Source organism: Chitinophaga rupis (assembly GCF_900109685.1).
In the GTDB taxonomy this organism is placed as follows: domain Bacteria; phylum Bacteroidota; class Bacteroidia; order Chitinophagales; family Chitinophagaceae; genus Chitinophaga; species Chitinophaga rupis.
Genome location: NZ_FOBB01000005.1, coordinates 197,997 through 223,936, shown reverse-complemented (window position 1 = coordinate 223,936; position 25,940 = coordinate 197,997). Strand labels below are relative to the sequence as shown.

The following is a 25,940-nucleotide window of genomic DNA, read 5'->3' as shown; positions in this document are numbered from 1 at the left end:
ATGGAAAAGACAGTAACCACATTCAGCCCGGTCTGGTGGGATGAGTTCCTGGATACCACCGGAAAGATGAGCAGGACTTCTGTTATGAAAGACTGCATGACGAAAGATGAAACGGCCCTTATGAGGACCTATATTCTTGAAATACTGGCAGATCTTGCACGTATGCGTACTGACAAGCATGGTTATCGCGTATACATAGAAGGCAAACAATTAGAAAAGAATGAAATGTTCCGGATCTACGATCATCCTCCCCTGCCCGGTGAAACAGTAGAATCCTGGGTTGAACGGACTTTTGGGGATAAAAAGTTCGGGATGATCATCAATGAAGGAGAACGGTTTAACATGGAATTATCCCGTCGTATAGCCCTTAAATTAGCACCATTGTTAGAAAAAACAGGAATGCCCACTGAGGGTATTATTTTCACCCTGTTTATAGGAAATTATGACAGCACTCCACTGGGCATACACCTGGACCTTCCGGGAAAGAGTGTGATCCATTTTCATTTGGGGCCCGGTTCCAAAACCATGTATACCTGGGATAATGCAGAATATGAGGCGCTGGTAGGGGAAGAAAAATATAATAATAAAGCGATCAGTAAATACACTCCCTATGCGAATAAATTCCCTTTTGATGAAGGGGATATTTATTTTATGCCTGAGAACACCTATCATGTTGGTACCCAGGAAGGCCTTTCCATTGCTATTGCCTGCTGGTGTTTTAACCGCGCCAATTATGACTTTGCCGGAAGATTGCAAACGATCATCAAAGAGCAGTATTTACAAAAATCTACCCTCATGCTGAAGCCCGATACCAATCCGCTGGATAATACCGGTGGGGTGGATAAAACTTTAGACCTGTATAAGCTCCCCCCTGAGCTGGAAGATCTCAGCTTCAAAGATCTGCTGCGTGCAACCTATAAGGATCTCCGGTATGGATTATTCAGTAATGCCGGTTACCGGACATATCCCTTCCCCAAAACAGATAACAGAACATTGCTTGTTACTGATACTATTGAAGTAGAGAAACCCTATAAGATCCAGTATTATCAAGCCTCTTCCAAACTATACATATTTGTAAGAGGTGTTAAAACGGAGTTTAAATATTTCTCCTGCATTGAAAATCTGATTGATACTATTAATGAAGGTAAGCCCCTGCTAGTAAGTGATTTGCTGGCAGTACTGCCAGACTGGGATGAATCCATTGGCCTTTATATTTTAGGATTGTTGTATAAACACCACGGCATAAGGGTATTATGAAGTTTGTCGCGCAGCACGATCAGATGGATTGCGGCCCGGCCTGTTTGTCGATGATAGCAGGTTTTTACGGCCGGAAGTATTCATTAAAGTATCTGAGGGATCATTCTTTTCTTACGCGGGAAGGGGTGTCGCTTGCCGGTATCAGCGAAGCGGCCCAGACGATTGGTATGGAAGCCGTTTCTGCACAATTAACCCTGGATGTGCTGGCAACAATGCCCCTGCCCTGCGTTCTTCACTGGAACAAGAATCATTTTGTTGTTTTACATAAGATAGTGCGCCGCCCATTCTCTTCTACACCTGTTTATAAAATTGCAGATCCGGGGTACGGGATGATCACCTTATCAGAAGAAGACTTTAAGAAGTCATGGTTCTCAGACGGCAATACAGGAGTAGCATTGATCCTTGAACCATTGCCGGAGTTTTATTCTTTTTCCATCCCCGCTCCTGAAGTGAACTTATCGCTTGGGCAGCTGGTTGGGTATTTGCGTCCTTATAAGAAGCAGGTCTGGTTCATGTTCCTGCTGCTGTTTTCAGGCAGCGTTATTACCTTTGCTTTACCCTTTCTTACCCAAAACCTTATTGACAAAGGCGTTCATGGGAAGGATCTTAACCTGATCTCCCTGATACTATTGGCCCAGCTGGGATTATTCCTGGGTACCTTATTTATCGGGGTGATCCGGAACTGGCTGATGCTGTATGTTGGGGCAAAGATCAATATTACCATTATCTCGGATTATCTGCGTAAGCTGCTGAAGTTGCCCGTGCGGTTCTTTGAAACAAAAATGATGGGAGATTTCAATCAGCGGATACAGGATCATGAGCGTATAGAGATCTTCCTCACCTCTCAAAGCTTGCTGACGATATTCTCCATGCTGACGTTTTCTGCGTTTATGGGGGTGCTTTGGTATTATAACTACAAGATCCTCTCTGTTTATCTATTCCTGACTATATTATCTGTTCTATGGTCTTATTCCTTTCTCCGCAGGCGCCGCATTCTTGACTATTACCGGTTTCAGCGCCGAAGTGAGAACCAGGAGTCTATTTATGAGATCATCAACGGAGTAACTGAGATGAAGCTGAGTCAGCTGGAAGATTTTAAACGAAGCAACTGGGAGAAGATCCAGCGGAAGCTGTTTAAGATCAATATCAGGATCTTAAAATTAGATCAGCTGCAGTCATCCGTATTTGATCTGATCAACCAGGTGAAGAATATCATTGTTACCTTCTTGTCCGCAACCTATGTTGTAAAAGGTCATATGACGCTGGGAGAATTGCTGAGCGTATCTTTTATTATAGGGCAGATGAATGCACCTGTTAACCAGCTGGTGAGCTTCTTCCGGTCGTTGCAGGACGCGAAACTTAGCCTGGAAAGATTGAATGAGATCCAGTTACACCAGGAGGAGGAACAGCCGTTCTTATCGCCTGTTTCTTTGGGCGGGATCTTTATGAAGGATGTAAGCTTCCGGTATGGAAGCAGTACTTCCCCGCTTGTCCTTAAGAATATCAATCTTAACATTCCGTATGGGAAAACTACTGCAATTGTTGGTGCCAGTGGCAGCGGCAAAACCACGCTTATGAAGCTGCTGCTTAAATTCTATGAGCCAACATCCGGAGCTGTGTTCTTTGATCATCTTCCACTGTCGTCCATTTCTCCCCTGGATCTTCGTGAGAACTGCGGTGTGGTAATGCAGGACGGATTTATCTTCTCTGATACAATTGAGCGGAATATTATTGCCGGCGGGGAACTGGACCCTGTCCGGTTCAGACATGCAGTGCGCATAGCCAATATTACTGATTTTATAGAGTCCCTGCCACTGAAAGCAAATACAAAGATAGGTGCTGCCGGGAATGGTATTTCCGGTGGTCAGAAACAACGGATCCTGATTGCCCGGGCGGTGTATAAAAACCCGCATTATTTCCTTTTAGATGAGGCTACCAGCGCCCTGGATGCGGAGAATGAGAAGATTATACAGGACAACCTGCTAAGCTTCTTTAAAGGCAAAACAGTGGTGATTATAGCACACAGATTGTCGACTGTTAAAAATGCAGACCAGATCGTGGTGCTTAAGAATGGTGAAATTGTTGAACAGGGCAGTCATCTGCAGCTGGTACAGCGGAGGTCTGAATATTTTAGCCTGGTGCAAAATCAGCTGGAGCTGGGATTATAAAAGGGTACTGTATAGTAGAAAAAACCGCCTCAATTATCTTTGAGACGGCTTCTTTCATTGTGTGCCCCCACGATTGCTAATGTTGTTCAATACTGTTCTATATAAAACACGATAGTGATGTTATAAATAAGCTGATGAATAAAAAACGCCGGCGCTCCACATAAACTATCCCCATCCTACTTGTACCATCAAGAGCGCCGGCAGCATTCCACCCCAGTAAACAATAAAAATTGGTTTTGTCCCCCTGTTATAATGTATGTCACCTAATTTTTTCTCATTTTACAGATCCCTGCCGGATGGCTGCAACGACCGGCTGTGCAACGGTACATTGCAGCGCATTCCAACAGTATTTCATTTTCAAGGCTGCCGCATTGAATCAGGCATAGGGCGGACAGACCCACTTCGAAATAAATTCCACATCCTTAATGTTGGCATAGGTTACGACACACACAATTGGCGCCAGGGAACTCTTTCGCCCCTCCAGATACTCAAATGTTGCCGCTCCGCTGGCGCCCGGTGTACTGCTAATGTTGTAGGTTTGGCTGTTGGTGTATAGCCTGTCGGCCGTTTCTTTAAAGGTGTTAGCGGTTAATGATCGGGAATGAAGCGCGCTTAGGTATACAACGGGGCTTATATTATCATCCTCCAATTTGGAGCTGGCAAGCAACAACACGGTGGTAATAGTGAGTGATCCGTCGTAAACAAGCACGCTTTTTATCTTCATAACATCTTGTTTTAAACCGGTAACATTCTGCTCAATCAATTCCTGTTCTCTTGTGTAATCCTGGTTACTATCTGTCGTTCTTTCTGATACAAAGATGAATTAAATGTGAACACGGCTTTTAATAATTGGGGTGAATGCGCCGGTTTCTGTGGTATTTCATTTTAAAGCAGACCTCAATTATTCCTGATACGAATAATTACAGCACACAAATAGTGTTGACAACAAGTGGAAATGCAGTATGGCAGGCAGTTCTAACGGTTCAGCAGGTGCATGAACTCATCTTCATAGTTATTGCTTAAGGGCACTTCTTCCCCGCAGTGCAGTACGATCATTTTGTTACGCACGCCAGCTACCTGCGATAAGGGTACAATAAAGGAACGGTGCACGCGTACAAATACAGGAGCGGGTAATTTTTCCAGGATGGCTTTCAGGGTCATTCTTACTATTACGGGGTTCTTATCTTTCAGGTGGATCTTTAAATAATTATCCAATCCTTCCATAAAAAGAATGTCGGAGAAATGAATTTTTACCAGGCCATAATCCACACGCAGGGTAATATGATCATTACCCGGTACGGCGGCCTTTTGCCGCAGCTCATGCGCTATATTTGCTTTTTCTATGGCTTGTGTAAAACGTTGCAGGGTGTAGGGTTTTACCAGGTAATCCACGGCGCTGAGGTTATAGCTTTCCACTGCGTATTCGCTAAAAGAAGTGGTAAAGATAACCATCACCCGGGCGGGCACTCTTTTATAGAAGTCAATGCCGTTTACAGAGGGCATGTTAATGTCCAGCAACAGCAGGTCTACCGGGTATTTTTCCAGGTATTCAAAAGCTTCTCCGGCTTTAGTAAAGGTTTTTTTCAGGTCTACAGTAGGAATATTCGCGCAAAAACCTTTAATAATTTCCAGCGCTGGGGGTTCGTCGTCCAGTGCAATAGCAGTTATCATAGCAGTTCCATTATCAGTGTCACCTGGTAGTGGTGCGCATCTTCTGTTATTTCCAGCTTATGCTTACCGGGATACAACAATTCCAAACGTTCTTTGGCATTGTGCACCCCTATTCCGCTGGAAAATGAATGCTGCGGCAACACTACCTTATAGTTATGCACTGATAAATATAAGGTTTTTTTGGACACTTTGATGTGTATGGATACCCGGGAAGCGGCTTCGGGGTTAACGCCGTATTTAAATGCATTTTCAATAAAGCTGATCAGGATCAGCGGGGCAATACCTGCCGGCCCTATTTCTTCCTGCTCCAGGGTATAGCAGATCACTACGGTATTCCCTAAACGGGAACGCTGCAGCTCAATATAATTTCCCAGGTACTCCAGCTCTTTGTGCAATGGGATATTCTGGTCCCCTGATTCCCTGAACACATAACGCATGAGACCGGAAAGATGCACGATGGAATCTGCCGTAGCATCATCTTTCCGTACCGCCAACGCATATATGCTGTTTAAGGTATTGAATAAAAAGTGGGGATTGATCTGCGCCCGGATAGTAGCCAGTTCCGCGGTTTGCCGGGTACTTTGCTCATTATAGCGGCGGCTGCGGATCCGCAGTAATAAAGAAAAGAACACCACTGCTATAAAAAGGAACAGCTGGTGTTTAACCTCTGCCAGGAAAGGGCCTGGTGGCGGGGGCGGCAGGCGCGCATCCATTGGTGGATAAGCTGCGGCGCCCTGCAGGAATGGATTTCTGCCCGTTAAAAGTGAAGGCAGTAAACAGATCACTATAAATCCCGCCAGGATGCTTAACAGGTATGGCAGGCGTTTTTGTTTAAAGTAAAGCCGCGGTATTATTATAAAATAATGGAGATAGAAGAAACCCAGCATCAGCGCATTGCCAATAAGATCCCGCTGCATAGGTTTGGAGAAAAAAAGGGCTGCCCGGTCCGGCGGACCAGTATATAACCAGACCGGTTGGCTCAGGAATAAGACACAACCAATTATGTGTACCATGGCATAGCGGTTCAGCACCTTCATCGGGATGTAAGGTGCTGCGATTCTGTGGTTCAGGCTCCACTTTTGGGGTAAATTGTGGAAATGTTGGGGTGTTTGAATGAAACGGCTCTTAAAAAAGGAAAAGGCCGTAATGATACGGCCCTAACCTATTCCTCTACTTTACTTAGTCAATTATATATGCCTGCTGCTGTTAATTAATGTAGCAGCTCATTAATGCACTGGCAAAGCTGCGCTTTTGTGAAGGGCTTTTCCAGGAACATATCTGCGCCCATTTCAATGGCGACATCTTTTGCTGCGGGATCCATACCGGAGATCATAATGATCTTGGTGGCGGGGTATTCCTTTTTCAGGAAAAGAATAAAATCCAGCCCAAAGCCATCCGGCAGGCGATTGTCCAGCAGCACGATGGCCGGCGGTTGTTGTTGAAAATATTCTACAGCATCAGCAATAGTTTTTACATGCTCGATCTCCATTTCTTTACCGTCCAGTAAAAGGTTGATCAGTAAACACATTTCTCCTTCATCCTCAATGATTAAGAGTTTCTGCTTTTGCGTAGTAGCGGTAATAGTATTGGTCATAAAAATGGTTTTAAACGGTTGACTAGGTTTGTAGTGGATATGTATAAAAAATCGTACCAATACAGATGGGGTGGCATGGAGAACTAATTACTAATGGAGAACTTTACAAAGCTTTATACCGGAAGCAACTGGGCTCTTTCACCCATTTTACTTTCCATTCAGGCGGTAAGCCTTCAAAAACATTTTAAACTAAAAAATAATATATAAATTATAAAGAAATATATAATTTCGGGTAGTTATGCCCGTTATTCTCGAATACCTGTTACATCTCTCTATACCTGCCCGCTGGGCTGTTTTCCTGGCGGAGAATGTACTGATCACTTTCCTGGTGCTGCTTATTGGCAATGCAGTGCTGAAAAGGTCTGGTGTAGTGAAAAGCACTATTACCTCCCGCGACTGGTGGTACTGTGTGCTTACCAATGTGCTGAACACCGTGGTTACTTATGCCGGATACTGGCTGTGGGAAAAGGGTATGATAAGAATTACCATGGAAGAATCCTGGCAGATAGTTACCCATTTCTTATTACTGTTCTTTGCCATGGACCTGCTGATGTTTGTATTTCACTATCTCATTCATAAGACCTTTTTGTTTAAAGCAGTGCATCATTTGCATCATGAATCAGTAGATCCCTCTCCTATTGACCTGTTTGTGCTGCACCCGGTAGAGACTATAGCGTTTGGCAGCCTGTGGATATGCTTACTGATACTATTCCCCTTTAATATTTATGCGATCGCTATTTACCTGACCGTGAATGTTATTTTTGGATTGGCCGGGCATCTGGGACTGGAACCGCTGCCGGAAGAACTGCGGAATAAGCCGGTAGTAAAGTTTTTGGGAACTTCTACGTTTCATCATAATCATCACCGGAACGTGGAATATAACTTTGGATTTTATACGAGCATCTGGGACAGGATGCTGGGGACGTATAAGCGTTATTGAATGCAACATGAAACTTCCAATTATACATGGTTATATTGACCGCAGAATCTTAGTTAATTTCACAGCGGACCCGCAAGTTGTTCAGCGCATTATTCCGGCGCCGTTCAGACCGAAGGTTTATAAAGACAAAGCAATTGTTGGCATTTGCCTGATCCGGTTAAAGCACATCAAGCCTAAAGGGTTTCCCGATCTGCTTGGGATTTCTTCAGAAAATGGCGCGCACCGTATTGCCGTTGAATGGGATGAGGATGGTGTTACAAAGGAAGGTGTATATATTCCCCGGCGCGATACATCCCTGAGACTTAACACCCTCGTTGGCGGCCGCATATTTCCGGGCAAACATTATCTTGCAAAATTCAATGTAAAGGAAGGTAACGGACATTATCATGTTAGCTTTACCAGTAGTGATAATACCAGTATATCCGTAGACGCAAAAAAGTCAGATAGCCTGGGCAGCAGTTCTATATTTGAAAACCTGGAAGAAGCTTCTGCTTTTTTTGAAAAGGGTGCTTTGGGGTATTCACCTAATGGCAAAAAATATGAAGGGCTGAATCTGCAAACCTATACCTGGCAGGTACAACCACTGGACGTACAGCAAGTACATTCCAGCTTCTATGAAAATGAAACCCTTTTCCCTAAAGGCACTATTCAGTTTGATAATGCGCTGTTGATGACAGATATTGAACATGAATGGAGGAGTATAAAAAATAAAACAGCCAACGAAGTATAACTTTATGAGAACAGCTATCATTCTATCAACATTTTTAGCGCTCACAATTGCTTCCTGTGATATCCCCGCCCGACGGGCGCAGCAACAACAGCAACAACAGCAACACCAGCAACCGGCCACACCTAAGGCTTTGGACGATAATAGCGCTGCTTATGATATTACTTCAAAAGGAAGAGGGGAAGACCTGGTTGAATCTTTGTATGATGAGCAGGTTAGCAAGAACCCTGATCTGAAACTATTGGAAGATAAGCTGAAAGCCCTGCAGGCCGGCCGGCATGATTCGGTTGAAGCGTTTAACAGGTTCAATGATAAAAACGAGATCTATTACAATGTGGCCGGCCAGCATGTTGAAGGAATAAAAGATTCTGTTTTACGAGATAAAATAAAAGTGCTGGTTGCCGGTAGCCTGAAAAAGTATCAGGGGTTAACCGCCGGCCACAACGAATTGCTAAAAGCGATAGAAGCAAAAAACCTGACGCTGGCAGATCTGCATACTGTACTAAAGGTCGTAAGGACTTTGCAGGTAATGGAAACATACCAGCAGGATAATCTTCCATCAGCTAAACCGCTGAAAGGGTATATTTATAGCCAAAATGAGGCATTGAAGTTGGTGGATACGCTGGTGAAGAAATAGGGATTAATTACTTTAACACGTCCACAACCGCTTATTCTTAAAATCAATCACCAGCGGCCCATCGGAGCAGCCCCCGATCTCTTCTGCATTTTTATCTTCCGGCGATTGCCCGATGATCCATTTGCCGGACTTATGTTTGATGATGATACCTTCATCAATGATCTCTCCTTTTTCACCACTCAGGTTGGGATTACCATTGTGGATCACTTTTATACCATCTCCTTTTATGATAACAGTGCAGGTGGCGCCTAAAGACTTGCCCTGGTGTTCTGCAAATGCTATGGTATAAGTATAAGTGCCGTTCTTAGGCTTCTGCGCATAAATGCCGGAAGAAATGAAGAGCATCAACAGCAAGCAGCATAAATTTTTCATGTAAAGTCTTTGAAATTGATCAATGAACATCCAGCCCGTCGAAATTTATCTCACTTACTGCAACCTCCATATATTTATTGCCTTTGTAAACTTCCTGAATCTCAAAGGTAAGCACCAGATCCTTATTTTTAATGGTGGATCTTACCGGCTCAATTTTAAAAGACTGTTGGGCGGTTGTATCGCTTAATTCCAGGATGACGTGAGGAACAAAAAAAGCCGGCGCGAAGGCCGGCCTTTTCTTCTTTAAACATCAAAACAACCACACCCCATTCATCATGGCTACCCCACAGGTGGTTTCAAAAGCGTTTACATAACTGTCCGGCGTTCTGCGCCACCACTGGCCCCACATAAGGCCACTGGAGTTCCGGTAGTTCCAGGCTTCTGCCGCATTGTAATTAAGCCAGGAGGCATAGGTGCCCTGGTATCCCTGGTCATGCGTGAACTTACATGCCCAGCGTGCAAAAATGGACTTAAAGCCCTGGCAATCTTCATTATCATATTCATCCGGTAACAGGCCCTGCGCATTGCACATGCTGTTTTTCGTATAGTCCATGGCCTTAGCGCCCATTGCCTTGTAATTATTGGAGGGATAGGCATTGTGCAGTAAGTTGCAGGCGCCTATAAAGGTACCCTGTGTGTAGGTGCGGGTGCCTTCGGTAATATTGCCGGCCGCATTCATGGCCCCTGCAAGCGCCCCGGTGCCGGCGTTATATAATTTGCTCACCATCCAGTCCATGATCATTTTGGCTTTGTCGCGGTAGCTGACGTCGCCGGTGGCCTGGTACAGGTACATGGCGCAAATAGCTGCAGGTGCATTTACACAGGCATTTTTGGTGTTATTGGCGGTGGTCCACCATAATCCGCCCCCCAGGTTGGTATCCCAGGCACGATTCCAAACCATGTCAAAATTGTTTTTGGCCATATCTTTCATGCCGCCATCATTGGTGAACTGAAATGCGCGGATACACATCAGCGCTCCCCAGATCACATCATCATTATAGATGTTAGAGCTCCACAACAATCCATAACCATCCCTCATACCATTATACAGGTATACCATTTTGTTTTTGAGATCAGGATCGTTGCTGATCGTATAGGCGTCTATGATAGTTTCAATGGCTTCTGCCTGCTTCCAGAAATCCATTCTGCCAGTGTGATTAATATCGGAATAATAATATGCCTTAAAAGAAGGGCCATAAGTACCGTACTCATGATAAAAGGCATTGTTATAACATTGCATGGCCAGCAGCGCTTCTGATTTTACCGGCTGTACGGAGCTGGCAGTTACCGCGCTTTCACTGGCGCCGTCAGCGGACATTTTTTCTAATTCTTTTACTTCCTTTTTAGCGCAACTGGTGAAGGTGAGGATGAACAAGAGGGCAGCCAGGGCTTTGCTGCGGTTTACAGATAGTGGAATTTTCATGTTTTTCAATTTTTATGGTAATGAAGAATTGTGCTACATGCTTGTTTGGACGGGTCCAGCCTACACAAAGGGCAACAGTACTGCAAGCTCACGACAGTGGAACCGGGTTTTCAGAACAGGTTGTTAATAGAGGACAGGTATAGGGGGACGAATTACTTACAGGGGGATGGAATTTTTTTTGGGGGGATTAATCTTTTTTGTCCTTTTTTGAATATTTACACGCAGACAATCACTTATGCTTCTCCATATACTCCTGCAACACCAATGCATGATTATGTTCCTCATCCTTCGCCGCATACAAAAACGTTACGGTCTTATGTTCTTTGATACAAGACCGCAGTTCTTCCACTGCCGGTGATCCCTTTAATTCAGCATGATACTTTTTGCGGAATGCTTCCCAATCCCCCTCCTCATGATGGAACCATTTCCGCAATTCCGTAGAAGGCGCAATTTCCTTCATCCATTCATCAATATGCGCGTCTTCCTTTTTAATGCCACGCGGCCATAAACGGTCTACCAGTATGCGGTAACCATCGGTCTTTGAAACGGGATCGTAGATCCTTTTTATATGGATAGCCATACAAGTTTTTTTTCAAAGGTAAGCATCTCTACTGTTATACGGGCCAGGCGCAGCGGCGCCTGCGTTGTTTTACGATTGTGCGTCCTTTAACAGTTTGACCGGCCCCTAAAATTCAGCCCTTTCCAAATCAGCCAGTAAATGATTTTGAAAATCAGCTGCATGGCTAGCCATATTCAGCTCATAATGAAAGTGGTCGCCATTTACAGTAAAAATCCTTTGTGAACGGATACTTCTGGGATCATTTAAAATAGCTGCGCTGTTAAACGTGAACGTTTCATTCTCCGTTTGCATCAGCTCATATGTTTCCATACGCCCGCCTACCTGCACGCTGTGCAGCAGGATCTTATCTTCCTTTAGTATAATGAACCCGGTGTCCCAGAAAACGGTGTGGCCATTCTTTTCCGTATTGTTCTTATACCATGTTTTTTGCCGGAAAAAGATAGCGTCTTTGTACTCATCCGGTATAAATTCCAGCTGTTCTGTATAAGCGGTATCGTCAATGGTAGGGAATTTTGCAAACCCCTCTCCTGCCCATTTACCGGCGAACAGGCTTTTCATTTTCAGCAAGATATCTTTCATAATTATAGTACTGATTTACGTACAAAGTAACAGCACTTTAGGGATCAATACTTCATTGGCCAATGAAGTATGACTGTAAAAAAAGGCGGCTGCACCATTGCTGGTACAACCGCTCCACTAATAAACCATGCAGGGTTTACTATGGTTGAGCGCCACCGCTCAGGTAAGGCGCCAGAATAGGCTGTAAACGGCCTGCAGCTTTTATATGCCCGCTTACACTGGGATGTACATCCGTATTATTCGTATAGTCCGGGCTGTTACGCGTAAGCCATCCATCTGTATTAATATAGTGTACCTTGTTGTCACCGGCGGCTATTCTTGCATTTACAGCAGCCAGTGTTTGCGCAGCTTTTACGCCGAAGAATGTTCTCATAGCAAAAATGTGCGCGTTCGGGAATTTAGCCCTTACTTTTCCCAGGAAGGAGATGTAGGTGCTTTGAAACAGGCTGTCAGGCACCTGTGTGCTTTGATCGTTCTGCCCAAGATTAATCACCACCACTTTAGGCGTATACCGGGTAAAGTCCCAGTCCGGCGAGTTCGTAAAGGCCAGCGATTGCTGTTTGAAATACTGGATCTCCATGCCGGTTTTATTGGCATTGATACCAAAGTTATTGGTAAGTGCTATACCCGGGTAAGCGATCTGCGTATGTTCAGCCCCTAATGCCTCCGAACATACCCAGGCGTAATCAGAAACATTTGCCTGGTCATCCGTATAACCGGCCGTAATAGAATCGCCAATGTATTCTATCAGGTCTGCTCCTACCTGCGGCGCACTGGTGGTAGCGCCTGCATCCAGTATTAATCCCTGGAAAATGAATACATAGCTGTAGTCTTTCCCCTGGGCTACTGATAAGGTATGTGTGCCATTGGCCAAGGGTGTGGATGTAAGGTTCACCGTGCCGCTAACGCCTTTGTAGCTTACCCATGGGCCATTATCAATTTTTGCATAGTAGTTGGTGTTATTCCCCACCTTAATTTTAACGGTGGTCCCCGTAAATTTCACTTTAATATAAGCGCCACCCCAGTCGCTTTCATACTGGGTGGCATTGCTGAAATTCCAGCGGCCAAAATATCTGATGTTGGTATCGCCCACTGCGCCGGGCATTACAAGTACAGCCTTTGCTTTCACCCGGTCTTTATTCTTCGTGGAATTAACCCCTTCAGCCGTTAACAGCTGCTGTTTGGCGCATCCCAGTGAAAGGCTGATAAGCCCTATACATAAAAGATTTTTCAGTGCTTCCATTTTCCGATCTGATTTTATAGATGAATGTTATTGCGCAACTACATTAAAATAGTTAATGGCCGGGTTACCGCTCACGATCTGTAAACGTACCGTATGCAGGCTGTTGCCGGCAAAAGAGATAGTACCTGCATCGGCAGTAGCATAGCTGCCGTTACCGGTTACCGGCAGGTTAATAACCGGCTGGCTAACCCCATCTACAATAAAACGCACGGAGCCTGCCTGGTTAGAGGAATACCTGACCTGGAAACGGGTTGCTGCCAGCAGGGGCAGCTCTTTCCATTCCAGCCATTCGCCGGCCTGGGTGTTGGTTACGTGCCAACCGCCATTTGCATCGCCGGTTTTAACAATGTCAATATTCCCATCGCGGTAGGTATTGCCGCTGTTGCCGGCCGACAGATCATTATAATAATCACAGCCCTCTGCTTCTACTTTTAAATTGCCATAGGCTTTATTGGTATAACGGCGCAGAATATTAATGCGCTGGTTAGGATAATCATAATAGACAGTATCCTTACTGCGCCATACGCTGGTATTCTCCGGCCAGTCCGTAAACCCTTCCACCAGCGTGATCAAAGCACCTGCATTAGCGGTATTGCTGAGCCCTGTAATAAAGGTTTGCCCATGATTGGCATCTATGAACATATTGGTAGTGGCGGTTACTACCCGGAAGCCCGGTACTGCGGTACCTACTTTCACATTATTGAAGGTGCTTACCCGCCAGGGATTAGCCATATTGAACCAGGGGTTTACTGCATCAATTACTGCAGGGTCGTTACACTGCTGATCAAACTGCAGCCAGGTAGGGTCCACAACAATGTAGGGGTTAAAACCAAAACTGGTCTGGCATTGAGTGCGCACATACTGCACTATCTTTTTCAGGTTACCATTTCCCTGGTTGGTGCAGAATGCATTGGCTACGCTCCAGAACATAATGAGCGGACGCCCGTTTATTTTAAAGCGCTTTGCATCCGGCACCGCTGTAAAAGTGGCTTTAATGTCGTAGTCCCAGATATATTTGTAGTTGTCGGTATTGCCGCAGTCAAACAGGGGCGTGTAGTCGTAGCCGTCGCCATTATCCAGGTTACGGGCAGCCGTCCAGGAGGCGGGGTTATCATCAAAAATGGCGATCTTAAAAGCATTGCTCAGGCCACGCCGGTCCATGGCAGCCACCAGGCTGGTAAGCCTGCGCGGATCTCCCGCATCCCGGCTGTTATTGGGCGTGTATCCACGCAGGGTAGGCGCTACAAAATCTACCCCGCTGTATGCAATTTCCTCTGCAATGTTATCCCACCAGTCATTATCATTGTCAGTGGATTTAAAAATGGATAAATTATAACAGATGTTGCCACCGGCGCCCGGAGTTTTTCCTCCCAGCCTGGCGTCATGATCAAATCCCATGGTTACGCCAATATACTGGCCGGGCGCGATCTCAGTTTTCGCCCGCCGTGTATCGGGATCATCCGTTAATGGATCTTCTTTGACCTCTTTTTTACAGCTCACACCAAGGGCTATAATGGCGAGCAGCAGCAGTACGTTCTTTTTTACCATAAGATAGTAATTGATTAAGGGTGAAACGATATGGTTTATTATATAAATGGAGAAGACGTGGAATTATGAATATGGTTATGCAAAGTAAAGCCGGGGGCATTAATATTCGATTAATAACACATTAACGGAGCGGTGAATTTGAATTTTTCTGAAAAAAAGAAGGCAGCCATCAGGAAATGATAGCTGCCTTTAATCCGGAGAGTTACCTGTTATTTAACAATCATTTTTGTTAGCTGCTTTTTGCCATTTGTTACAGTAATATATATTACATAGGTTAAGGCACCTTCTTCTGGTACACCCGCACATAATCCACCTCAAACCTTGCAGGGAATGGTGTTTTGGATGTAATGTTTCCTCCATTCATGCCGCCCATGGCCAGGTTCAGCAGCATGTAATGCGGCTGGTTAAATGGATTTACACCGCTGCCATCTTTATTTACCAGCTTATCCAATGTTACCTTATTCATTAACATATCATCCACGTACAGGGCAATGGCGGTTTCGTCCCAATCCATACGCCATACATGAAATTTAGCGGACCAGATAGCGCCGCCCAGCGAATCTATACTCCTGGTTTTGGAATACCACTCCGCTTTTTTATTACTGTCCAGGCATGCCACATTTGCCAGCAGCTTGTTCCGGTAATATTCCATTATATCAATTTCTCCATTGGCCGGCCAGTGTCCTTTTACGCCCAGTGTCCACCAGGCGGGCCATAAGCCGGGGCTGATGTCTATTCGTCCTCTCATTTCAAAACGGCCATACTGCCAGCTTTTAAAGCCGGAAGTATTGATGCTGGCCGATGTGTAACGGATCATTTTATCTTTCTTCCGCCAGTCTTTGCTGCCTGCTTCATAAAAGGGATTAGGCTTTTGCTCTTTCCTGGCTTCAATGATCAGCAGCCCGTTTTTGCAATAGGCATTTTCCGGCTGGTACCATTGCGCCTCCTCATTTCTTACAAAACCTTTTTCATACCCCCAGTACTGCGGATCCGGTGGGCCATCTTTACTAAATTCATCAGCCCATACCAGCTGGTAAGCAGAGGCGGTAGTATCTTTTTGTGCAAACACAGTACGCGGCGCCGCATATAAAGCGAGCAGGAACATCCACCTATTTAGCATGATCAGAATTTATAGTGAACGGTTTTATTATAGCTACATAACCACCTGCATTGCTCATACGGATGGTTAGCGGAGTACCGGCTTTCAGGGTAATGGTGGATTGCTGTACCTTTTTGGGATCCACATCCGCGTCCTTTGCATCTGTCCAGATCTGCAGCTGGTAATTGCCGGCGGATAAAAAACCGGTAGGCACTTTAAGCGTTCTGCCCTTGCTGTTATTTAAGGCGCCAATGAACCAGCTGTTGCCGGAACGGCGGGCAATGGCAACAAACTCCCCGGGATAACCATCCAGCACCTGTGTATCGTCCCAGGTAGTAGGCACCTGCTGTAAAAAATTCTCCCCGGGCTGGCCGTATACATTTCCGGGGTGTTCACAATTCACCATGAAAGGGCTTTCATACACAACAAACTTGGCCAGCTCTGCACAGCGTGTATTGGAAACCAAAGTGGGCGACTGCTGCTTGAACTGCTTTTGCGTTACATTTAAAAAGCCGCCGGGCGTATAATCCATAGGACCGGCAAGCATGCGCGTAAAAGGCAGTGTGGTATTATGTTCCGGCGTTACACGGTTGGAGAATTTGTAGTACTCCTCTCCCATCACCCCTTCGCGTGTGATCATATTGGGATAGGTGCGGGTAATACCATCCGGCTTATAAGCGCCATGAAAATCCACCAGCAGGTGATGCGCTGCAGCGGCCTTAATGATCTGGTGGTACCAGTTCACCATCTCCTGGTCGTCGCGGTCCATAAAATCTATTTTTATCCCGGCAATACCCCAGCTTTCGTATAAGGCAAAAGCCTTTTCAAAATTGTTGTTCCGGTTAACATCAGCACTATACAGCCAAAGCCAGCAGCGTACCTTCTTAGCGGCTGCATACTGCAGTATTTCCGGCATATTCAGCTGGGGTGCGGGTTTGGTAATATCCGCCACCGGCTGATTGAAAGGGCCGTACCATTGCCAGTCGATTAGCATATAAGGCCATCCTTCCCGGGAAGCATAGTCTATATAAGTTTTTATGGTGGGCATATCCATTTTCACTTCTCCGCTCCACCAATGGTCCCATGCGCTCATGCCGGGTTTTATCCAGGAAGGGTCTGCAATAGCACAGGGCTTGTTAAGGTTCTGCACTATTTCAGATTCAATGAGCTTACCCGGTGTTGCTGCCAGCATGATCACGCGCCAGGGTGTGGGCAGGCTATCATCAAAGCGGGCTTTCACGCCATCTTCCGGCTCGTGCGGCAATGGCGCCAGTTTGGTAAATAGTGTGATGCTGCTGTCGGCCTGCCGGGATGCGCCTAAATAAAAGCCGGGGTAATTATCTATCTCCGCTTCCGTAATGGCTGCCCAGGCATTTTCATTCACCTTTGTGAGCAAAGGCAGACCGGCTTTGGTGGATATATGCATATCTGTTAGTGCTTTGGCTGCAAATTCAGCTTCCTGGCTGGAGGCATATCCGCTTTTATATTCAGCTACCCAGGCTTTTTGATCGCCTGCAAAGCGGAAGCCGGTAAGCTCCCCGGTTATCTGCCGGTTCCCCGGTTTCCCGCTCCTGTAGAGGGTATACCGGAAAGCCACACCATCATCATACACCCGGAAGCAAAGGCGCAGATGCCGCATCAGGCTATCTTTTTCCGCCAGCAGCAGGTTCAGCTCATTGTAATGATTCACAACAGCCGCGTGTTTGATTTTTATTACAGGCTCCCAGGTTTCGTTAAAGGTTGTTTCTTCCTGGCTTAAGACCTTAAAACCGCCCTTCATAGCAGGTTCATTTTCAAGCTCAAATCCCAGGGGAGAAGGTAATATGACCGTTTTATCATTGTAAACAATGCTATAGCTGATACCGGCATCATTACTAACCTGCACGGTTATATTTTTACAGGGAGAAGTAATGTTATACTGCTGTGCCAAACCTGGCAAAGCAAACAACAGGAAAACGAAAAAGCTGCTTTTTTTGTAACGGGCTGCGCCCCGGATGATACGATTCATAAGGTACATGTTCTATAACGTGAGATACAACAAGATAGAATAAAAGTGCAGGAAAACGAAACTAACGTGCTCATCCTTAAACAGATGAAAAATAATTTTATCTGATCATTCATCCCTTATCCGTATTAACTATCAGGCTCAATGCATTACTTTTATAAGATATAATTTTACCCGGATGAGCAATAGAAATGTATTTTTAGTTGATGATGATAACGACGACAGGAACATCTTCCAATTTGTGCTTACAACCATTGATAATACTGCCAGTTTAACCTCAGCCCAGGATGGCGTACATGCGTTTGAGTTAATTAATGGAAATGGCTTTACCAAACCTGATATTATTTTTTTAGACCTGAACATGCCCCGGATGAATGGCATTGAATTTTTAACGGAGATCCGCAAAATGAAAGAATTTGAGGATGTACCCGTTATTATTTTCTCTACAAACATCATGAAGGAACAGGCGGCCCAATGCATGGAGCTGGGCGCCCTGGAATGTGTGACCAAACCCGATACGGTGGAAACACAGATAGGCGTAATGAAGGAGCTATTGGAAAAATATACCTGATCGGCGCCTATCCCCCATTCCCCCGATGCAGGGTTTCCGGTACATGTTACCGGATCCTTCCCAGGCAATGGGTATCAAAGCGTGTAAAATCCACATGCAGGTTTTCAAGGTCTGCTTCCGTGCTGCCTTTTGCCGGCACAATGCCATACATCAGGTTAGCCTGGTAAGGGTTCCAGGTGGAAAGGGTAAAATAGATCTTTGCAAACCGGCCAATGATCCCGGTTTCATAATCGCTTGCCTGGTAAGGCCCATACTCTCCGCCAGATTCCCCGTACCGGTCGCTACCACCCCAAAAAGCAGGTTCATTTAATTTATCCGGTGTATGGGCGCTATGCATAATTTTACCATATCCGTTCGTGAATGGATTGAATAACATTTGCTGTTCCGGCCATGGCCCGTAAGGGGTATCCGCTGTTCTGAGAATAATGCCCCTGGGATTATCCCCGTTATAAGTGATCACCCATTGCTGCAGGTACTTGCTGAAACGTACGGAGAACTCGCCAATGCACCCGGCGCAGAAAAGTGCTACCGCATCTGCTTCCGCACCGCTCCAAACAGGCTGGTTAAACGGGTCTGTACCGGCAAAATAAAGAGCGGCCATGCTGCCGTTTAAAATATTAGCGAAGGGCAAAAAGGAAAGATATACATCGCTGGAGCGGTACCTGCCGGAACCCCAGATCCATAAACCCGCGCCGCTGTGAATGTTATAACGTGCAGGCTCCCGCTCCGCCACCACAGATACATTGATGAACTTAGCACTGGAATAGGTGCCTATATACTGAAAGCTCAAACCCTCATCAGCAGAGGCGCAAAGAACAGAACGGCCCATAACTGCCGCATTGCCAACTTTAAAATGATTGGAAGAGAAAAATACGTATAGCCGGCCATCCAGGCTAAAGCCATCCAGCGGCACATCAAATTCAGCCTGGGTAATACTGTCATCGCCACTGATAACAGGCGCCTGATCGTTAAAGGTCAAATGCAGCCCATCCCTTGCGCAGAGATCAGTAGTGTGGGCAATGGCATCAAAAGTAGTGCGGCCAGCCTCATTCCAGTGGCGGCCCCAGGAATCTCCAAACAGGAAAAAAACTTTAGCATTATGCCGGAAGGAAACGCCCAGGTCCGTGCCTTTAAGCCCCCACTGGGTCTCCGTGCGGTTAAAGGCAAAAGAAGGCTGGCCATCTTTCCACACAGTACGGTCATACTCACCGGTAAGCTGCACTACTTTTTGCACGTATTTCATTTGCGGAAGCGCAGGCTCTCCTATTATTACTTTGCCGCGCAGCCAGGGAAAAGTAACATCTTCATTCAAATGCCGGTAATGCACTACGGATTGCGAACATTCGTCCGTAAGCACTTCAAAATTATGCGGATGCCCGCCGGTAACATAATCGCTGCGGATAATGCAGCCGTTGCCGCCGGCAGATGCTGAGATCAGCTGTCCCCTTTGCCAGGACGCAGTTACATCTGCATTGCTTCTCCAAAAATGCCACAGCTCTTTACGGCCATTGCTGCTGAAAAGCGGTACTACCACTTCAAAATTGCCATGGCCGCCTTCCATAAAATCACTTTGTATAATGGAGCCAGGGCCTGCCACCGCGTCCTGCAGGCCGGTTACCCGTTGTCCCCTTTGCCAGGGGGTAGTTACATCCGTATTGTTTTTCCAGAAGTGCCAGAGTGCTGTGTTGTTACCAACACGCAGGGGTACCACTACTTCAAAATTACCATGACCGCCTTGTACAAAATCACTTTGTATAATGGAAGCAGGACCGGCTACATCATCCTCTGGACCGGTTACCCGTTGTCCCTTTTGCCAGGGTGTAGTTCTATCTGCATTATTTTTCCAGAAATGCCGGAGTTCAGTGTTGTTGCCAACCCGCAAGGGTACTACTACTTCAAAGTTACCATGGCCGCCTTGTATAAAATCACTTTGTATAATGGAAGCAGGGCCGGCTACAACATCCTCCGGACCGTTTATCTGCAGACCTTTTTGCCAGGGTGTAGTTACATCTGCATTGCTTCTCCAGAAATGCCAGAGTTCCATTCTATTGCCAACCTGCAACGGAACCACTACTTCAAAATTCCCATGGCCGTCCTGTATAAAATCACTTTGTATAATAGATGCAGGACCGGCTACCTGGCCGGTAATGAGCTGTCCTGGTTTCCAGGTTTCTCCGCCGGCAGCAGAATTATCCCGCCACCAGTGCTGCAGCTTTCCTTCATGGTTAATGATGACGGCTTCAAAATTACCATGCGGGCCGCCACCCATATTGGACTGTATGAGACTATTGAAGATCCTGGCGGACATATATTTTGTTTTACTTCCCATTCACTACAAAACCATCATCTTTCCCGTCTTCCAGCACCACATAAGCGCGTACCCAGCTTTCTTCGCTGAGCCTGCGCCACTTATGGCCTGAGCCGGAGATATCTGCTGCCACCAGGATATCGCCGGGTTGCAGGAGAAAGGTGCTGCCATCTGTTACGGTAAATTCCAGTGTACCCCTGAGCGTTATAACCACCTGCCTTCTGGGGGCAGGATGCCAGTCGAACGCAAGCCGGGAGGCATCGTCTTCCTGTATAAAAAAATAATCCGCTGCAATATGCTGCAGCGTGGTGATCTTTCCTTCTTCAAATGCGCTATGGCCATCCGCGGTTGTAAAAAGTCTGTATGCCTTCATCTTTATAAATTCCTATTTCAATCCCTTAAAATGCTGTTCCTGTTCGTTTCCGGAAATGCCTGTTTGCTCCCAGCGCTTTCTGATATTCAGCAGCAGCACTAAATATGGGATCTCCAGCAGCACCAAAGGTACTGTCCATATCATAAGATCCAAACGCCCGAACATATTGTAAATGATAACAAAGGAAACGCAGGAATAGAGTATATGCAGCACCGTTATTATTATCCCGGTCAATATAGCGCTCTTTCTTTCCAGCCAGATGAAAAGATTGGACAGAAAACGCAGTACGGGAAATGCAAGTCCGGTAAAAATGGTGAGTAAAAGAAATTTGTCAAACGATTCATACCTTAACACATCCAGCCACCGCTGGATATTGATATAAATAAAGGTAAGAACGTTATACACACTAAAGAGCATATAGAACCAAACATAGATCTTTAGCGCCAATGGCATTAGCTGGCGGCGGCGTACAAAGGTTTCCTGCAGGAAATCCTGGTCAAATATAGTATTGGACTCGTTTTGCATAGGAATGAGAATGTCTGGAATGAAATATACAAATAATAGCTAATAGATGAATACGGAACGCAGGACGTGGAATGCTGAACGCTTTCCCACATTATGCTTTAGCCCATTATATTAACAGACTTTCTGGGCGAGGAATACTTCACTATGACAGGTTTCAGGGCATTTATCTTATTTGGCAGACAGGTGCTGTATCAGAGCCACATGACAAGTATTTAAAAAATTATGCAGAAATAATTGCGCAAGTAATTGCTTGCACTTATATTTGCAAGTAATTACTTGCGCATTATGAAAGCACGACGTGATGTATACCAGGCGATTGCCGACCCTACCAGGCGGGCCATCATTCATATGATCGCCACCCAGCCGCAGAATGTGAATACGATTGCGGAAAAATTTGATGTAACCCGGCAGGCTATCTCACTGCATGTGAAGATCCTGACCGATTGCGGCCTCATTGTTATTAAACAGCGTGGCAGGGACCGTTTCTGCGAAGCCCGGCTGGATCAGCTGGGAGAAGTAGCGCATTGGGTGGCCCAATACCGGCAGCATTGGGAAAGCAAGCTAGACGCTATGGAAAATTACCTGGAAAAACTAAAAAAGGAAAGATATGGAAAGGCCAAAAAGTAACACGCAGGACCGGGAGCTCTTCCTGTCCAGAAAGCTGAATGCACCCATAGAGCTGGTATGGGAAGTGTGGACCCAACCGGAACATATTGCCAACTGGTGGGGCCCTAATGGATTCAGCAATACCATCACTACTATGGACGTACGCGCCGGCGGTGCATGGAACCTCATAATGCATGGACCGGATGGAAAGGATTATGACAACAGAAGCATCTTTAAAGAGATCATCCCGCTTAAAAAGATCGTTTACGAACACATCTCCTACCCCAGGATCCTTGCAACCATTGAATTTGAAGCGCAGGGCGACCAAACGCTGATCACCTGGCACATGCTGTTTGATTCTGCAGAAGAATTTATGGCCGTAGTAAAAGCCCATAAAGCAAAAGAAGGGCAAAAAGAGAATGTTGAAAAACTGGCCGCCTACCTGGAAGGCTTATCTCGGCAACACAGCTAAAAACCTACAACATGCTGAACAGAACAAAATTTTATATGCTGATAGCTTTATTTGCATCAGCCCTGTCAACAAACGCCCAAATCAATAATATGGAAACATTAAAAACATCCGGCCATGCACCGGTGAACGGTATTCAAATGTATTATGAGATCCATGGCAACGGCGGCGGCCTGCCTTTGGTATTGATACACGGAGGCGGCTCCACTATTGAAACCACCTTTGGCGTTATACTGCCCATGCTGGCCGCCCATAATAAAGTGATTGCCGTGGAGCTGCAGGCCCATGGCCGCACCAGCGACCGTAACGCGCCAGAAACTTTTGAGCAGGATGCCAGTGATGTAGCAGCCTTACTTAAATATCTGAAAGTAGATAAAGCAAATATCATGGGTTTTAGTGATGGCGGCTGCACTACCATGCAGCTGGCCATGAGCCACCCGGAGCTGTTGAATAAAATAGTGGTGGTTTCCTCCAACTATCAAAGGGAAGGCATGATACCCGGTTTTTTTGAAGGCCTGCAAAAAGCCACGTTAAAGGATATGCCGGAGCCATTAAAAGCAGGTTTTTTAAAGGTAACGCCTGATAAAGACCGGCTGCAGAACATGTTTGAGAAAGACAGATCAAGGAGATTAGTCTTTCAGAACTGGCCGGATGCAGCGCTGCAATCTATAAAAACCCCTGCGCTGATAATGGCCGGTGACAAAGACGTAATTACCACTGAACATATCGTTAAGCTCTCACACCTGATACCAGGCGCGCAGCTGGCCATATTGCCCGGTATGCACGGCACACTGCTGGGTGAGATCTGTTCTGCAAAAAAAGACAGCCGTCAGCCGGAGATCACCGCTACGCTGGTGCAGGAATTTTTGAATGACTAGGCCTGGGATCACCCATAGCAACTAAATACAGGGGAATGCCGCTTCTGCAATGCATTCCCCCATTTACCGCTCATAGCATCTCTATAAACAATCTGGTGTTTTTTTATATTTTTACCGGTCCACGAAATCTTACTTGTAAAAATGAAACACCAGGTCAAATTTTTCTCCACGTTCGTCATCTTACTGCTGGCTGCCGTTAGCAGTAAAAGCCAGTCAGCAACAGGTTATACAAAGTATGTAAACACATTTGTTGGCACGGCGCCGCTTACCGATCCTAAAATTCTGGGATATACGTTACCGGAAGGCTGGCGCTCATGGGCCGGGCTTACTTTTCCCGGCAGCTCGCTGCCCAATGCCATGGTACAGCTAAGCCCCATTACGCAATACGGATCCGGCGCAGGGTATGAATATGAGGATTCCGTTATTTACGGATTTACCCATACCAATAAAGGCCACTGGAATTTGTGCAACATTCCCATTCTGCCGCTTTCCAATCCAGGCGCTACTTTTGGCTCAAGATTCACCCATAAAAAAGAAAGCGCGTCACCGGGCTTTTACCAGGTATACCTGGATGATTATAATGTGAATGTGAACCTTACTTCCACTTTACGCTGCGGCTATCATCAATATACCTATAAGAACAACAACAGCAGGCAAATACTCTTTGACCTGGCTAAAGCCAATAACCGCGTATCCGGCTGGAACATTGAGCAGGTGGGCGCTACCGCCTTACAGGGTTACCAGCAAACCGGGGAAAGGATCTATTTTTATGCTACGCTGAACACGAACATAGAAAAGCTGGAAAAGAAAGCAGAAGGCCAGCGGGAAGGCTATGCCATTGTTCATTTAGCCGATGGCGCTGCTAAACCGGTTGAGCTTAAAATAGGCCTATCATTTGTAAGCATTGAAAATGCAAAACAAAATCTGCAGCAGGAGATCGGTAACAAGTCTTTTACAGACATCCGTAATGAGGCCAACCGGAAATGGGAAACCCTGCTCTCTACCATACAGGTAAAGGGCGGAACGGATAAGCAAAGAAGGATGTTCTACTCCTGCCTGTACCGCTCATTCCTGTGGCCGGCCCTGCGCAGTGATGTGAACGGCGAGTTCACCGATGCAAAGCATAATGTGGTGAAAGCTGATTTCAACTATTACACAGAACCTTCTTTGTGGGATACTTACCGGAATAAAGATGTGCTGCTGGGATTGATCTCGCCACAGGTTACATTGGATGTGATCAAGTCTATGAAAGATGTGGGCGACAAAACAGGGTTCATCCCCACCTTCTTTCATGGCGACCATGGCACTTCCTCCATTGCAGGCGCATACCTGCGGGGCATTGATAAATTTGATATAAAGGATACTTACCGGGTATTGCTGCGCAACGCCAATGTAGCCGGAGGCGCCCGTCCTTACATCACGGAGTATATTGAGAAAGGCTATATTTCCGATCCTGATGTACCCAATCCGCATGTAGAAACCAAGGCAAAAGCAGGCGTATCTAAAACCCTGGAATATTCCTACGATGATTATTCATTAGCCCAGATAGCCAAAAAGCTGGGCGATACGGCTAACTACAGGATCCTGATGGCGCGGTCAAAAAATTATAAGCACATGTTTGACCCTGCTACCCGCTTTATGAGAGGGCGGCTGGAAAATGGTGAATGGATCACACCTTTCAACCCGCAGTACCCTTATTATGAATATATGTACCGGGAGGCAAATGCCTGGCAGGTATCGTTCTTTGCGCCGCACGATATTCCGGGGCTCATTGAGCTGTATGGCGGAAAAGAAGGTTTTGAATCCAAGCTGGATTCCCTCTTTACCCTGCCCTGGAACCCGCAGTACATAGCCCGCAACGTGGAAACCATGATAGGCCAGTATTGCCATGGCAACCAGCCGGATCATGAAGCGCCTTTTGCTTATTATTTTATAGATAAGCCGGAAAAATCACAAAAGATCATTGATACCATCCTGAATAGCTTATATGGCATCGGGGATGATGGCATAGCGCTCTGCGGCATGGACGATGCCGGGGAAATGTCCGCCTGGTATGCATTTGCATCATCCGGCTTATACACCTTCTCTGCCACTGACCCGGAATATATTGTTACGGTTCCGCTTTTTGATGAAGTGAAATGGAAGACCAGCACCGGTAAATCACTCACCTTAACTAAAAGAGGAAAAGGCAGGGCATTAACAGCTATTAAAGTGAATGGTAAAGCAATTAAAGGATATTTTGTACCGCATGAGCTGTTTAAAACCGGCGGCAGCATTGAGATTGTAACGGAGTAATCAACCGCGTCATTGCGAGGAGCCGGGAGATTACAGTGGGAAGGGCGACGAAGCAATGACGCGATGGTAAAT

At 46.0% G+C, this 25,940-nt stretch carries 26 protein-coding genes; 10 read left to right on the top strand and 16 right to left on the bottom strand.

Annotation, left to right across the window (positions count from 1 at the left end; translation table 11 throughout):
* Both BMZ54_RS20410 and BMZ54_RS20405 read left to right on the top strand, forming a co-directional pair.
* Nucleotides 1-1,257, top strand: a complete 1,257-nt coding sequence (locus BMZ54_RS20410; protein ID WP_089916432.1) for a hypothetical protein — start codon at nt 1-3, stop codon at nt 1,255-1,257.
* Entirely contained in the window at nt 1,254-3,425 is a 2,172-nt protein-coding gene (locus BMZ54_RS20405) for a peptidase domain-containing ABC transporter (protein WP_089916426.1), read from the top strand. The genes BMZ54_RS20410 and BMZ54_RS20405 overlap by 4 nt, the downstream gene beginning before the upstream one ends.
* Before the next feature lie 376 nt (nt 3,426-3,801).
* On the opposite strand, the gene BMZ54_RS20400 is transcribed toward BMZ54_RS20405, so the two are convergent.
* From BMZ54_RS20400 to BMZ54_RS20385, 4 genes are all read right to left on the bottom strand, one after another.
* Nucleotides 3,802-4,149, bottom strand: coding sequence for a hypothetical protein (locus BMZ54_RS20400; protein WP_089916422.1), 348 nt, complete (start codon nt 4,147-4,149; stop codon nt 3,802-3,804).
* A 251-nt stretch (nt 4,150-4,400) separates the two neighbouring features.
* Nucleotides 4,401-5,096, bottom strand: coding sequence for a LytR/AlgR family response regulator transcription factor (locus BMZ54_RS20395; protein WP_089916418.1), 696 nt, complete (start codon nt 5,094-5,096; stop codon nt 4,401-4,403).
* Nucleotides 5,093-6,109 (bottom strand): sensor histidine kinase, encoded by a 1,017-nt coding sequence (locus BMZ54_RS20390; RefSeq protein WP_162277622.1) that lies wholly within the window; start codon nt 6,107-6,109, stop codon nt 5,093-5,095. Before BMZ54_RS20390 ends, BMZ54_RS20395 begins: the two co-directional genes overlap by 4 nt.
* A gap of 197 nt (nt 6,110-6,306) precedes the next feature.
* Complete coding sequence (locus BMZ54_RS20385; RefSeq protein ID WP_089916411.1) at nt 6,307-6,690, bottom strand: response regulator; 384 nt, start codon at nt 6,688-6,690, stop codon at nt 6,307-6,309.
* 238 nt (nt 6,691-6,928) lie between these two features.
* On the opposite strand from BMZ54_RS20385, the gene BMZ54_RS20380 reads away from it, so the two are divergent.
* The 3 genes from BMZ54_RS20380 to BMZ54_RS20370 are packed head-to-tail and all read left to right on the top strand — an operon-like array spanning nt 6,929 to nt 8,994.
* Entirely contained in the window at nt 6,929-7,630 is a 702-nt protein-coding gene (locus tag BMZ54_RS20380) for a sterol desaturase family protein (RefSeq protein WP_089916406.1), read from the top strand.
* A 7-nt stretch (nt 7,631-7,637) separates the two neighbouring features.
* Nucleotides 7,638-8,360, top strand: coding sequence for a DUF2071 domain-containing protein (locus BMZ54_RS20375; protein ID WP_089916401.1), 723 nt, complete (start codon nt 7,638-7,640; stop codon nt 8,358-8,360).
* Between the two features lie 4 nt (nt 8,361-8,364).
* On the top strand, nt 8,365-8,994 hold the full coding sequence (locus BMZ54_RS20370) for a hypothetical protein (RefSeq protein WP_089916394.1): 630 nt from the start codon (nt 8,365-8,367) through the stop codon (nt 8,992-8,994).
* Between the two features lie 12 nt (nt 8,995-9,006).
* Here the strand turns inward: BMZ54_RS20370 and BMZ54_RS20365 are convergent, their stop codons facing one another.
* The 9 genes from BMZ54_RS20365 to BMZ54_RS33185 all read right to left on the bottom strand — a co-directional run bounded on the left by BMZ54_RS20365 (nt 9,007) and on the right by BMZ54_RS33185 (nt 17,846).
* On the bottom strand, nt 9,007-9,366 hold the full coding sequence (locus BMZ54_RS20365) for a hypothetical protein (protein ID WP_143081084.1): 360 nt from the start codon (nt 9,364-9,366) through the stop codon (nt 9,007-9,009).
* Between the two features lie 19 nt (nt 9,367-9,385).
* A complete protein-coding gene (locus tag BMZ54_RS33640) occupies nt 9,386-9,559 on the bottom strand; it encodes a hypothetical protein (RefSeq protein WP_449384816.1) in 174 nt (57 codons plus the stop codon).
* 57 nt (nt 9,560-9,616) lie between these two features.
* Nucleotides 9,617-10,789 carry a glycoside hydrolase family 76 protein gene (locus BMZ54_RS20360; RefSeq protein WP_089916386.1) on the bottom strand — a complete coding sequence of 391 codons (1,173 nt, stop codon included), beginning with the start codon at nt 10,787-10,789 and terminating at the stop codon, nt 9,617-9,619.
* A 229-nt stretch (nt 10,790-11,018) separates the two neighbouring features.
* Nucleotides 11,019-11,369 (bottom strand): DUF488 domain-containing protein, encoded by a 351-nt coding sequence (locus tag BMZ54_RS20355; protein ID WP_089916383.1) that lies wholly within the window; start codon nt 11,367-11,369, stop codon nt 11,019-11,021.
* A 105-nt stretch (nt 11,370-11,474) separates the two neighbouring features.
* A complete protein-coding gene (locus tag BMZ54_RS20350; protein ID WP_089916381.1) occupies nt 11,475-11,948 on the bottom strand; it encodes a heme-binding beta-barrel domain-containing protein in 474 nt (157 codons plus the stop codon).
* 139 nt (nt 11,949-12,087) lie between these two features.
* The gene (locus BMZ54_RS20345) at nt 12,088-13,191 is read right to left on the bottom strand and encodes an SGNH/GDSL hydrolase family protein (RefSeq protein ID WP_089916378.1); all 1,104 of its coding nucleotides are present in this window, start codon (nt 13,189-13,191) and stop codon (nt 12,088-12,090) included.
* Between the two features lie 27 nt (nt 13,192-13,218).
* The gene (locus tag BMZ54_RS20340; RefSeq protein ID WP_089916376.1) at nt 13,219-14,739 is read right to left on the bottom strand and encodes a DUF5010 domain-containing protein; all 1,521 of its coding nucleotides are present in this window, start codon (nt 14,737-14,739) and stop codon (nt 13,219-13,221) included.
* A gap of 274 nt (nt 14,740-15,013) precedes the next feature.
* Nucleotides 15,014-15,859 carry a glycoside hydrolase family 16 protein gene (locus BMZ54_RS20335; protein ID WP_089916371.1) on the bottom strand — a complete coding sequence of 282 codons (846 nt, stop codon included), beginning with the start codon at nt 15,857-15,859 and terminating at the stop codon, nt 15,014-15,016.
* The gene (locus BMZ54_RS33185) at nt 15,849-17,846 is read right to left on the bottom strand and encodes a glycoside hydrolase family 97 protein (protein ID WP_202909313.1); all 1,998 of its coding nucleotides are present in this window, start codon (nt 17,844-17,846) and stop codon (nt 15,849-15,851) included. The genes BMZ54_RS20335 and BMZ54_RS33185 overlap by 11 nt, the downstream gene beginning before the upstream one ends.
* A gap of 175 nt (nt 17,847-18,021) precedes the next feature.
* On the opposite strand from BMZ54_RS33185, the gene BMZ54_RS20325 reads away from it, so the two are divergent.
* Nucleotides 18,022-18,414, top strand: coding sequence for a response regulator (locus BMZ54_RS20325; protein ID WP_089916360.1), 393 nt, complete (start codon nt 18,022-18,024; stop codon nt 18,412-18,414).
* 46 nt (nt 18,415-18,460) lie between these two features.
* Here the strand turns inward: BMZ54_RS20325 and BMZ54_RS20320 are convergent, their stop codons facing one another.
* Genes BMZ54_RS20320 through BMZ54_RS20310 form a run of 3 tightly spaced genes read right to left on the bottom strand, consistent with a single transcriptional unit; the run spans nt 18,461 to nt 21,620 of the window.
* Nucleotides 18,461-20,722 carry a DUF4185 domain-containing protein gene (locus BMZ54_RS20320; protein WP_162277621.1) on the bottom strand — a complete coding sequence of 754 codons (2,262 nt, stop codon included), beginning with the start codon at nt 20,720-20,722 and terminating at the stop codon, nt 18,461-18,463.
* Nucleotides 20,723-20,732: 10 nt separating this feature from the next.
* The gene (locus tag BMZ54_RS20315; RefSeq protein ID WP_089916350.1) at nt 20,733-21,095 is read right to left on the bottom strand and encodes a cupin domain-containing protein; all 363 of its coding nucleotides are present in this window, start codon (nt 21,093-21,095) and stop codon (nt 20,733-20,735) included.
* A 12-nt stretch (nt 21,096-21,107) separates the two neighbouring features.
* Nucleotides 21,108-21,620, bottom strand: a complete 513-nt coding sequence (locus BMZ54_RS20310; protein WP_089916347.1) for a hypothetical protein — start codon at nt 21,618-21,620, stop codon at nt 21,108-21,110.
* Between the two features lie 285 nt (nt 21,621-21,905).
* Between BMZ54_RS20310 and BMZ54_RS20305 the strand changes: the two genes are divergently transcribed.
* The 4 genes from BMZ54_RS20305 (at nt 21,906) to BMZ54_RS20290 (ending at nt 25,868) form a co-directional block, all read left to right on the top strand.
* A complete protein-coding gene (locus BMZ54_RS20305) occupies nt 21,906-22,247 on the top strand; it encodes an ArsR/SmtB family transcription factor (RefSeq protein ID WP_089917133.1) in 342 nt (113 codons plus the stop codon).
* Nucleotides 22,228-22,698, top strand: coding sequence for an SRPBCC family protein (locus tag BMZ54_RS20300; RefSeq protein ID WP_089916343.1), 471 nt, complete (start codon nt 22,228-22,230; stop codon nt 22,696-22,698). Before BMZ54_RS20305 ends, BMZ54_RS20300 begins: the two co-directional genes overlap by 20 nt.
* A gap of 89 nt (nt 22,699-22,787) precedes the next feature.
* Nucleotides 22,788-23,573 carry an alpha/beta fold hydrolase gene (locus BMZ54_RS20295; protein ID WP_089917131.1) on the top strand — a complete coding sequence of 262 codons (786 nt, stop codon included), beginning with the start codon at nt 22,788-22,790 and terminating at the stop codon, nt 23,571-23,573.
* A 141-nt stretch (nt 23,574-23,714) separates the two neighbouring features.
* Nucleotides 23,715-25,868 carry a GH92 family glycosyl hydrolase gene (locus BMZ54_RS20290; RefSeq protein WP_089916341.1) on the top strand — a complete coding sequence of 718 codons (2,154 nt, stop codon included), beginning with the start codon at nt 23,715-23,717 and terminating at the stop codon, nt 25,866-25,868.
* Nucleotides 25,869-25,940 lie beyond the last annotated feature (72 nt).

Coding starts and splice junctions, on each gene's coding strand:
- BMZ54_RS20410 (WP_089916432.1), top strand. CDS start 1: ATGGAAAAGACAGTAACCACATTCAGCCCGGTCTGGTGGGATGAGTTC.
- BMZ54_RS20405 (WP_089916426.1), top strand. CDS start 1,254: ATGAAGTTTGTCGCGCAGCACGATCAGATGGATTGCGGCCCGGCCTGT.
- BMZ54_RS20400 (WP_089916422.1), bottom strand. CDS start 4,149: ATGAAGATAAAAAGCGTGCTTGTTTACGACGGATCACTCACTATTACC.
- BMZ54_RS20395 (WP_089916418.1), bottom strand. CDS start 5,096: ATGATAACTGCTATTGCACTGGACGACGAACCCCCAGCGCTGGAAATT.
- BMZ54_RS20390 (WP_162277622.1), bottom strand. CDS start 6,109: ATGGTACACATAATTGGTTGTGTCTTATTCCTGAGCCAACCGGTCTGG.
- BMZ54_RS20385 (WP_089916411.1), bottom strand. CDS start 6,690: ATGACCAATACTATTACCGCTACTACGCAAAAGCAGAAACTCTTAATC.
- BMZ54_RS20380 (WP_089916406.1), top strand. CDS start 6,929: ATGCCCGTTATTCTCGAATACCTGTTACATCTCTCTATACCTGCCCGC.
- BMZ54_RS20375 (WP_089916401.1), top strand. CDS start 7,638: ATGAAACTTCCAATTATACATGGTTATATTGACCGCAGAATCTTAGTT.
- BMZ54_RS20370 (WP_089916394.1), top strand. CDS start 8,365: ATGAGAACAGCTATCATTCTATCAACATTTTTAGCGCTCACAATTGCT.
- BMZ54_RS20365 (WP_143081084.1), bottom strand. CDS start 9,366: ATGAAAAATTTATGCTGCTTGCTGTTGATGCTCTTCATTTCTTCCGGC.
- BMZ54_RS20360 (WP_089916386.1), bottom strand. CDS start 10,789: ATGAAAATTCCACTATCTGTAAACCGCAGCAAAGCCCTGGCTGCCCTC.
- BMZ54_RS20355 (WP_089916383.1), bottom strand. CDS start 11,369: ATGGCTATCCATATAAAAAGGATCTACGATCCCGTTTCAAAGACCGAT.
- BMZ54_RS20350 (WP_089916381.1), bottom strand. CDS start 11,948: ATGAAAGATATCTTGCTGAAAATGAAAAGCCTGTTCGCCGGTAAATGG.
- BMZ54_RS20345 (WP_089916378.1), bottom strand. CDS start 13,191: ATGGAAGCACTGAAAAATCTTTTATGTATAGGGCTTATCAGCCTTTCA.
- BMZ54_RS20340 (WP_089916376.1), bottom strand. CDS start 14,739: ATGGTAAAAAAGAACGTACTGCTGCTGCTCGCCATTATAGCCCTTGGT.
- BMZ54_RS20335 (WP_089916371.1), bottom strand. CDS start 15,859: ATGCTAAATAGGTGGATGTTCCTGCTCGCTTTATATGCGGCGCCGCGT.
- BMZ54_RS33185 (WP_202909313.1), bottom strand. CDS start 17,846: ATGAATCGTATCATCCGGGGCGCAGCCCGTTACAAAAAAAGCAGCTTT.
- BMZ54_RS20325 (WP_089916360.1), top strand. CDS start 18,022: ATGAGCAATAGAAATGTATTTTTAGTTGATGATGATAACGACGACAGG.
- BMZ54_RS20320 (WP_162277621.1), bottom strand. CDS start 20,722: ATGTCCGCCAGGATCTTCAATAGTCTCATACAGTCCAATATGGGTGGC.
- BMZ54_RS20315 (WP_089916350.1), bottom strand. CDS start 21,095: ATGAAGGCATACAGACTTTTTACAACCGCGGATGGCCATAGCGCATTT.
- BMZ54_RS20310 (WP_089916347.1), bottom strand. CDS start 21,620: ATGCAAAACGAGTCCAATACTATATTTGACCAGGATTTCCTGCAGGAA.
- BMZ54_RS20305 (WP_089917133.1), top strand. CDS start 21,906: ATGAAAGCACGACGTGATGTATACCAGGCGATTGCCGACCCTACCAGG.
- BMZ54_RS20300 (WP_089916343.1), top strand. CDS start 22,228: ATGGAAAGGCCAAAAAGTAACACGCAGGACCGGGAGCTCTTCCTGTCC.
- BMZ54_RS20295 (WP_089917131.1), top strand. CDS start 22,788: ATGGAAACATTAAAAACATCCGGCCATGCACCGGTGAACGGTATTCAA.
- BMZ54_RS20290 (WP_089916341.1), top strand. CDS start 23,715: ATGAAACACCAGGTCAAATTTTTCTCCACGTTCGTCATCTTACTGCTG.